The organism is Mesorhizobium sp. Arg314 (assembly GCF_053714275.1).
Map to the genome: position 1 here is coordinate 40053 of NZ_JBSKBP010000037.1, position 7775 is coordinate 47827.

Below are 7775 nucleotides of genomic sequence, written 5' to 3' on the forward strand. Positions count from 1 at the left end.
AACATGATGCCGAAAAGTGTGAAGCGGTTTTCGGACGACATCATGCGTTAAGCCGGATTCAGATTTCAGGTCGATTCGACCTGAAATCATCTGGCTCTAGGGCTGCATAGCCCTCCCCGCGCAAGGTCCGCGCAAGACTGGCCGCCTAGTCTTGCGCGTACTTGTCCGGGAGATTCCCATGGAACCCGTAAACCTTTTTGATCTCGCCACGCGTCAGTCGCAATGGCTGGCGGTGCGCCAGTCGGCGATCGCCTCCAACATCGCCAATGCCAACACGCCTGGCTACACCGCCAATGACGTCGAGCCGTTCGAAAAGGTCCTCGATCGGACCGCGGTGACGTTGGCCGCCACGCAGGCGGGCCACCTCGGCGCCGAAACCGCCAATGCCGGCTTCAACGTGAAGCCGGAAGACCCTGACGGCGCGATCATGCCGTCGAAGAACACCGTCGTTGTCGAGCAGGAGTTGATGAAGGCCGGCGAGGTCCGCCGCTCCTTCGAGCTCAACACGGCGATCGTCAAGGCCTTCCATTCGATGATGACGATGGTGGTGAAGGGCTGAGCATGGACGCGCTGACAGCAGCCCTCAAAGTCGCGGCATCCGGCCTTGGCGCCCAGTCCGAGCGCCTGCGCGTGGTTTCGGAAAACCTTGCCAACGCCCAGTCGACCGGCAACACGCCCGGCGCCGATCCCTATCGTCGCAAGACGATCACCTTCCAGTCCGAGGTCGACCGCGCAACCGGCGGCTCGCTGGTGGAAGTCAGCTCGATCTCTCGCGACCCCTCGGACTTCCCGATCGAATTCCAGCCCGGCAACGAAGCCGCCAACGCCAAAGGGTACGTCAAGATGCCCAATGTCAACACGCTGGTCGAAATGGCCGACATGAGCGAGGCGAACCGCTCCTATGAAGCCAACCTGCAGGTCATCAAGCAGGCTCGCGATCTGATTTCCATGACCATCGACCTGATGAGGAACCAGTAATGATCGGCGGTATCGGGGCTATACAATTCAAGACAGCGGTTGACGGAGCGGGGTCTGCGTCACCGAACCTGCTGCCAGGCGGCATCGGAACGCAGGCCAGCGAAAGCGTCGGCAGCACCTTCGCCGACGTCCTCAGCCATGCGGCGACCAAAACGGTCAACACGCTGCAGGGCGCCGAGCAGATGTCGATCCAGGCCCTGAAGGGCGATGCCGATACGCGCCAGGTTGTCGATGCGGTGCTGAGCGCCCAGCAGGCGCTGCAGACCACCATCGCGATCCGCGACAAGGTCGTCTCGGCCTACCTCGAAATCAGTCGCATGAGTATCTAGGACAGCGCCATGAAAGCACTTGCCATCGCCGCCACCGGCATGAATGCCCAGCAGACCAACCTGGAAGTCATCGCCAACAACATCGCCAACATCAACACCACCGGCTACAAGCGGGCGCGGGCCGAATTCTCCGACCTGCTCTACCAGGTCGACCGCACGCAAGGCGTGCCCAACCGTTCCAACACCTCGCTGGTGCCGGAAGGCGTCTCGATCGGCCTCGGCGTCAAGACGACGGCGGTGCGCAACGTCCACACGCAGGGCGAGCTGGCCAGCACCGGCAACAGTTTCGACCTGGCGTTGACCGGCAGGGGCTGGTTCCAGATCGAGGGTGCCGACGGCGGCACGCTCTACAGCCGCGCCGGCGCCTTCAACACCAATGCCACCGGCCAGCTCGTGACGGTGGACGGCGCCAAGGTCATCCCGGCCATAACCGTGCCGACCAACGCCGTCGAGGTGATCGTCAACAAGACCGGCCAGGTCTTTGCCCGCTTGGGCGGTCAGACCAACCTCCAGCTTCTCGGCCAGCTCCAGATCGCCAACTTCGCCAACGAGGCGGGCCTGGCGCCGCTCGGCGACAACCTCTTCCAGGAAACGGCTGCCTCAGGTCCGGCCAATGTCGGCGTTCCGGGCGATCCTGGCTTCGCCACGATCCAGCAGGGATATCTAGAGTCCTCCAACGTCGATCCGGTGAAGGAAATCACCGAGCTGATCTCGGCGCAGCGCGCCTACGAAATGAACTCCAAGGTCATCCAGGCCGCCGACGACATGGCCTCGGTGGTCTCCAAGAACATCAGGTAACGGATGATGGCCGAGCCGATCTCCTGCGCACTCCGCCGCGCCGCGCTGGCCGCCATTCTGGTGGCCGCCGGCATGCCGGCTTTCGCGCAGGACACGACCGGCCAGTCGGCAAACCAGATTGCCGCCGGCCAATCCGTCGGCGAGGCCGTGCTGATCCCCAACCGGGTCATCTATCCCGGCGAGACCATCGAATTCGCCTCGCTCAAGCAGGTGACGCTCATCCCAGGCAAGCACAAGCCGGACGGCATGGCGACGCGCTCCGAGGAGCTCCAAGGCAAGGTTGCCAAGCGCACGCTTCTGCCCGGCCGCTATATCCCGGTCACCGCCATCCGTGACGCCTGGCTGGTCGAACAGGGCGCTTCCGTGCAGGTCTATTTCACCGCCGGCGCGCTGACCATTTCGGCGGCCGGCGTCACGCTGCAACCCGGTGCCGCCGGCGACCAGATCAAGATCCGCAACATCGACAGCGGCAAGATCATTTCCGGCACGGTGATGGCCGACGGCACCATCAAGGTCGGCGCTTCGTGATGCGCGCCTTTGTCCTTCTGCTGAGCACGGCCATCGCTCTCCAGCCAGCGCTGGCGGACGGGCTGACACCCAAGGTCAAGCGCGAGCTGGCGCAGAAAAACGGCGGCGTCTACGACGATCCGCAATACGATCCGGCCACGACCCAGCGCATGTTCCGGGTCTCGACCGGGCCAAGCACGCTGCCGCCCGGCCAGGTCGCCGCGCGCATCAAGGACATCGCCCAGCTGCAGAGCGCGCGCGACAACCAGCTCGTCGGCTACGGCCTGGTCATCGGCCTTGCCGGAACCGGCGACAGCCTGCGCAACTCGCCGTTCACCGAACAGTCGATCCGCGCCATGCTGGAGAATCTCGGCATCGCCACCGAAGGCGGCAGCGCGCGCGCCAAGAACGTGGCCGCCGTCATCGTCACCGCCAACATGCCGCCCTTCGTCCAGTCGGGCGCCCGCATCGACATCGACGTCTCCTCGATGGGCGACGCCACCTCGCTTGCCGGCGGCACGCTGGTGATGACGCCGCTGAAGGCGGCCGATGGCGAAATCTATGCCGTCGGGCAAGGCTCCGTGATCGTCGGCGGCTTCACCGCCCAGGGCCAGGCCCAGCAGTTGACGCAGGGTGTGCCGACCGCCGGCCGCGTGCCCAACGGCGCCATCGTCGAGCGCGCCGTGCCGGCCGAGTTCGACGACCAGGGCGTGCTGACGCTGCAACTGCGCAATCCCGATTTCTCGACCGCGATCCGCATCGCCGACGCCATCAACGATTATACCTCGCAACGCTTCGGCATGCGTGTCGCCGCCGAGCGCGATGCGCGCACCGTGCAGATCAGGCGGCCGAAGAATATCTCCGCCGCGCGCTTCTATGCCGAGATCGAGAATCTGGTCGTCGAATCGGATGCCCCGGCCCGCGTCGTCATAGACGAGCGCACAGGCACCATCGTCATCGGCAGCAATGTCAGGATCTCGCGCGTGGCGATCAGCCACGGCACGCTTACCGTGCGCATCACCGAAGCGCCGAAGGTGGTCCAGCCGGAACCCTTCTCCAGGGGCCAGACCGCGGTCGAGCCTTTCACCGCCATTGAAGCGACCCGGCCCAACGCGCGCGTTGCCGTGCTCGACGGTCCAGATCTCGAAACGCTTGTCTCCGGCCTCAATCGCCTGGGCGTGAAGCCCGACGGCATCATCGCCATCCTGCAAGGCATCAAATCGGCCGGCGCCTTGCAGGCCGACCTTGTTCTTCAATAGGCACGCCGATGATCAAGCTGCTCTCCTCGAAGACGCACCGCCCCTTCACAGTGATCGCTGCTGTGGCAGCAGCCGCGCTTCTTGGCAGCGCTTCCGTCGGCGCGGAGGAAATTCGGCAGGTTCTGCCCGGTGGACAGGCGCCGGCCCAGTCGGCGGAACTCACGCGCGCGAAGGAGCCGGCCCAGCCGGCGGCACTCGCAGGCGGCAAGGCTCCCGACGAAAGCGAGATCCAGCGCTTCTGCTCCAACATTGCGGACGCCGCGCGCGACCGCCGCTACGCTCTGCAGGCCGAGGAGCTGAAGCAGCTGCAGGCCGGCATCGACGAGCGCATGAAAGCGCTGGAAGCAAAGCGCGCCGAATATGAGGAATGGCTGAAGCGCCGCGAAGTGTTCCTGGCGCGCGCCGAGGACGGCGTCGTCAAGATCTATGCCGGCATGAAGCCCGACGCCGCGGCCGAACGGCTGGCGATGGTCAACGCCGAGCTCGCTGCGGCCATCCTGATGAAGCTCGATTCGCGCAAGGCCGGCGTCATCTTGAACGAAATGGACCAGAAGGCGGCGGCGACGCTCACCGGCATCATGGCCAGCGCGGCGCGAAGGGTTGACCCGTCATGAAATTGAAGTTCCTTGTCCTCGTCGCGGTCGCGGCGCTGTCCGGCTGCGGCACCAATTTCAAGGAGATCGGCAGGGAGCCGGCCTTGTCGCCGGTCGGTTCCGGCATCGGCGACGGTGCCTCGGGGCCTTACAGCTATCCCGAGCCACCGGCCTCGCGGCCGAAAAAATTTTCGCTGTGGGACGACCGCCAGAGCCGGCTCTTCACCGATCCGCGCGCGCTGCGCGCCGGCGACATCCTGACCGTCAACATCAAGCTCAACGACAAGGCCAATTTCAAGAACCAGAACGATCGCAGCCGCACCGCGGCGCGCAAGCTCGGCTATGACGTCAATCTCGGCTGGGAAAAGGCAAGCACCAGCGGCAAGGGCGATGCCGGCCTGAGTTCCAGCACCGAGACCAATGCCGACGGCGAGATCAAGCGCTCGGAGAATCTCGAACTCAATGTCGCGGCCGTTGTCACCGATGTGCTGCCCAACGGCAATCTGCTGATCAGGGGCTCGCAGGAGGTCCGCGTCAACTACGAGCTTCGGGTGCTGACCATCGCCGGCATGGTGCGTCCGTCCGACATCGGTGCGGAGAACACCATCCCCTACGAGCGCATCGCCGAGGCGCGCATCTCTTATGGCGGCCGTGGCCGCGTGAGCGAGGTCCAGCAGCCGGCCTATGGCCAGCAGGTCCTCGACCAGGTTCTTCCTTTCTAGGGCCGGGAGCGAGCAACGGTGGCGAATGTCGAGCAGACCCAGCCCAAGAAGGGGCCTTCCCTGGTGATCCAGCTCGCCATGCTGCTGGTCATGACGGGTGCGGCTGTCGGCATGGGCTGGGTCTCCGGCGGCTATCTCAAGCAGGGTGAGACACCGGCGCCGGTGCCTGCGGCGCCGGAGAACGCCGGCACTGCGCAAAAGTCTGCCGAAGCGGGCAAATCGGCCGCCGCGCCGACGCTGGTTCAACTGGCGCCGATCACCACCAATCTCGCCTCGCCGTCGGAAGTCTGGATCCGGCTGGAAGCGTCGCTGCTCTATGATGGCCCACAGCCGCCTGAAATGACCGAGCAGATCCACCAGGATCTGCTCGCTTACGTGCGCACGCTCAAGCTGCATCAGATCGAGGGCGCCAGCGGCTACCAGCATCTCAAGGCCGATCTCGAGGAGCGCGCGACGCTGCGCAGCGGCGGCCACGTCAAACAGGTTCTCGTCAGGACGATGCTGCTCGAATGAGAAAGTTCCTCATAGCCACGGCGCTCATCGTCGTCACCACATCCGTCGCCGCGGCCCAGCAGCTCGATCTTGGCGGCATCGGCAAGGCCGACGGCACGACCGTTGGCTATCTGATCCAGATGTTCGGCCTGCTCACCGTGCTTTCGGTGGCGCCGGGCCTGCTCATCATGGTGACGAGCTTCACCCGCTTCGTCATCGCCTTCTCGATCCTGCGCGCCGGCATCGGCCTGCAGTCGACGCCGGCAAATCTGATCCTGATCTCGCTGTCGCTGTTCATGACCTTCTATGTCATGGCGCCGACCTTCGACCAGGCCTGGAACACCGGCGTAAAGCCGCTGATGGACAACCAGATCACCCAGGCCGAGGCGTTCGAGAAGATTTCCGGCCCGTTCCGCGACTTCATGCTGCACAATGTGCGCGACAAGGATTTCGACCTCTTCGCCGACCTCGCCCGCGAGCGCGGCCAGACCGTCTCGCGCGAGACCGTCGACCTGCGCATCCTGGTGCCGGCCTTCATGATCTCGGAGATCCGGCGCGGCTTCGAGATCGGCTTCCTCATCGTCCTGCCGTTCCTCGTCATCGACCTCATCGTCGCCACCGTCACCATGGCCATGGGCATGATGATGCTGCCGCCAACGGTGGTGTCGCTGCCGTTCAAGATCCTGTTCTTCGTGCTGATCGACGGCTGGAACCTTCTGGTCGGCAGCCTGGTGCGATCCTTCACCTGACGACGCTTGAACGGGTATCGAAATGCCGTCCCCGTTCCGCACAAATTTTACGCAATATATTTTCGATTAACTGTCCGATTTAGGTCTTTGGTAGGGACTTCCCGCCATAGTCGCTCGCAGATGGCGGGTGACCCAGTTGAGCGGTCATTGGCATGATGCCGCACCGTCATACCGGACATGCCGGTATGTCAAAAAAATCCGTGTAAAAATAAGGTACGAGTACCATGGCCAGTATCATGACCAACAGCGCTGCGTTGACCGCGCTGCAGAGCCTCAACAATACCCAGAACCAGCTCCAGACCACCCAGACCCGCATCTCCACCGGTTACCGCGTCTCGCAGGCTTCGGACAACGCGGCCTATTGGTCGATCGCCACCACGATGCGGTCCGACAACCAGGCCATGTCGACCGTTTCGGACGCGCTCGGCCTCGGCGCCTCGAAGGTCGACACCGCCTACACCGGCATGAGCAGCGCGATCACCACGATCAACCAGATCCAGCAGAAGCTGACCGCCTCCTACGGCCAGACGGATGCTTCGAAGGAAAAGACGCAGGTTGAAATCAAAGCTCTTCAGGACCAGCTGAAGGCCTATGCAGACGGCGCCACCTTCTCCGGCACCAACATGCTGTCGGTGTCGACGGCCTCGGGCACCGCTGCCGACGTCAAGATCGTTTCGGCCTTCAACCGCGGCGCCACGGGCGCGGTTTCGATCTCGACGATCGACGTCAACGTGGAAAGCATCAAGCTCTATGACTCGGGCGCTGCCCCGACCTCCAAGGGCATTCTCGATGCGGCTCGCCTCGGCACCACCGGCGCTACGACCGCCACGGCACAGAACCCGACCCTGGGTGCTGCTCCCGTAGCCGGCGATACTTATTCGGTTTCCAGCCTGTCCATCTTCACGGGCACCACCGCCGCCAGCGACGCTCAGATCTCGCAGATGATGAACGTCGTCGACGCCGCGCTGAAGGACATGACGACCGCCGCCACCAAGCTCGGCGCCGCCAAGAGCTCGATCGACCTGCAGAAGACCTTCACCTCGAGCCTGATGGACTCCATCGACCGCGGCGTCGGCCAGCTCGTCGATGCCGACATGAACAAGGAATCGACCCGCCTCCAGGCACTGCAGGTTCAGCAGCAGCTCGGCGTCCAGGCGCTGTCGATCGCCAACGGCTCGTCGCAGTCGATCCTGTCGCTCTTCCGCGGCTGATCGCTCTAAAACAGCTACGTAGACAATCGGGCCGCGCCAAAAGCGCGGCCCGATTTGCATTAGAGCGGGATGAGATTTATATGAGTCGTAGGATTCCCAAATCATCGCAGTTCTGATTCAACATTCATGCTGGGAGG

11 protein-coding genes are annotated in these 7775 nt (G+C 64.0%); all 11 read left to right on the plus strand.

Annotated elements, in window-relative coordinates; genetic code table 11:
* Window positions 1–178 precede the first annotated feature (178 nt).
* The 11 genes from flgB to ACWGS9_RS27540 all read left to right on the plus strand — a co-directional run bounded on the left by flgB (window position 179) and on the right by ACWGS9_RS27540 (window position 7638).
* Window positions 179–559 (plus strand): flagellar basal body rod protein FlgB, encoded by a 381-nt coding sequence (gene flgB / locus ACWGS9_RS27490; RefSeq protein ID WP_454508199.1) that lies wholly within the window; start codon window positions 179–181, stop codon window positions 557–559.
* Between the two features lie 2 nt (window positions 560–561).
* Window positions 562–978 (plus strand): flagellar basal body rod protein FlgC, encoded by a 417-nt coding sequence (flgC, locus tag ACWGS9_RS27495; RefSeq protein ID WP_454508200.1) that lies wholly within the window; start codon window positions 562–564, stop codon window positions 976–978.
* Window positions 978–1307 carry a flagellar hook-basal body complex protein FliE gene (locus tag ACWGS9_RS27500; RefSeq protein WP_454508201.1) on the plus strand — a complete coding sequence of 110 codons (330 nt, stop codon included), beginning with the start codon at window positions 978–980 and terminating at the stop codon, window positions 1305–1307. Before flgC ends, ACWGS9_RS27500 begins: the two co-directional genes overlap by 1 nt.
* Before the next feature lie 9 nt (window positions 1308–1316).
* Window positions 1317–2105: a flagellar basal-body rod protein FlgG gene (gene flgG, locus ACWGS9_RS27505; RefSeq protein WP_454508202.1), complete on the plus strand. Its 789-nt coding sequence runs from the start codon at window positions 1317–1319 to the stop codon at window positions 2103–2105.
* A 6-nt stretch (window positions 2106–2111) separates the two neighbouring features.
* Window positions 2112–2633 carry a flagellar basal body P-ring formation chaperone FlgA gene (gene flgA / locus ACWGS9_RS27510; protein ID WP_454508203.1) on the plus strand — a complete coding sequence of 174 codons (522 nt, stop codon included), beginning with the start codon at window positions 2112–2114 and terminating at the stop codon, window positions 2631–2633.
* A 149-nt stretch (window positions 2634–2782) separates the two neighbouring features.
* Window positions 2783–3871 (plus strand): flagellar basal body P-ring protein FlgI, encoded by a 1089-nt coding sequence (locus ACWGS9_RS27515; RefSeq protein ID WP_454508207.1) that lies wholly within the window; start codon window positions 2783–2785, stop codon window positions 3869–3871.
* Between the two features lie 8 nt (window positions 3872–3879).
* Window positions 3880–4485 (plus strand): MotE family protein, encoded by a 606-nt coding sequence (locus tag ACWGS9_RS27520; protein ID WP_454508204.1) that lies wholly within the window; start codon window positions 3880–3882, stop codon window positions 4483–4485.
* Entirely contained in the window at window positions 4482–5186 is a 705-nt protein-coding gene (gene flgH, locus ACWGS9_RS27525) for a flagellar basal body L-ring protein FlgH (RefSeq protein ID WP_320212451.1), read from the plus strand. The genes ACWGS9_RS27520 and flgH overlap by 4 nt, the downstream gene beginning before the upstream one ends.
* Window positions 5187–5204: 18 nt before the next feature.
* The gene (locus ACWGS9_RS27530; RefSeq protein WP_454508205.1) at window positions 5205–5699 is read left to right on the plus strand and encodes a flagellar basal body-associated FliL family protein; all 495 of its coding nucleotides are present in this window, start codon (window positions 5205–5207) and stop codon (window positions 5697–5699) included.
* Window positions 5696–6427: a flagellar type III secretion system pore protein FliP gene (gene fliP, locus ACWGS9_RS27535; RefSeq protein ID WP_040997123.1), complete on the plus strand. Its 732-nt coding sequence runs from the start codon at window positions 5696–5698 to the stop codon at window positions 6425–6427. The genes ACWGS9_RS27530 and fliP overlap by 4 nt, the downstream gene beginning before the upstream one ends.
* 224 nt (window positions 6428–6651) lie before the next feature.
* Window positions 6652–7638, plus strand: coding sequence for a flagellin N-terminal helical domain-containing protein (locus ACWGS9_RS27540; RefSeq protein ID WP_454508206.1), 987 nt, complete (start codon window positions 6652–6654; stop codon window positions 7636–7638).
* Window positions 7639–7775 lie beyond the last annotated feature (137 nt).